Below are 471 nucleotides of genomic sequence, written 5' to 3' on the forward strand. Positions count from 1 at the left end.
GTTCACGGAGTCGAGCAGCTCCGTGTTGCCCTTCTTCACGGCCACCCCGAGGTTCTCGTTGGTGTCCACGGACTGCACGACCTCCAGGTCCGGGTTCTCGCTCGCGCGCTTGGACAGGGTGGAGATGTTGCCGGACACGGCCTGCACGCCGCCGGACTCGAGGGCCTGGAACATGAGCTCCACGTCCTCGAACTGCTGGGTCTTGAGGCCCTTGTCCTTGGCGTACTGCTCACCGGAGGTGGCCTGCTGAACGCCCACGGTCTTGCCCCCCACGCCGTCGAAGCCGGAGATCCCGGAGTCCTTGGTGGTCAGCAGGGCGATCTGGTCGTTGAAGTACGGCTTGGAGAAGTCCACGGACTCCTTGCGCGCGTCCGTGATGGTGATCCCGGAGATCGCGGCGTCGCACTGGTCGGTGTCCAGGGCGGCCCCGGACTCCAGGGTCTCGAAGTTCGCCTGGACCACCTTCTTCTC

At 65.6% G+C, this 471-nt stretch carries 1 protein-coding gene; it reads right to left on the reverse strand.

Annotation, left to right across the window (positions count from 1 at the left end):
* Positions 1–471: transporter substrate-binding domain-containing protein (locus ACLFKU_RS44130; RefSeq protein ID WP_410853444.1), on the reverse strand; the 471-nt coding region annotated here is incomplete at both ends.

It is taken from the genome of Paraburkholderia sp. EG304 (assembly GCF_046543485.1).
GTDB classification, from domain to species: domain Bacteria; phylum Pseudomonadota; class Gammaproteobacteria; order Burkholderiales; family Burkholderiaceae; genus Paraburkholderia; species Paraburkholderia youngii.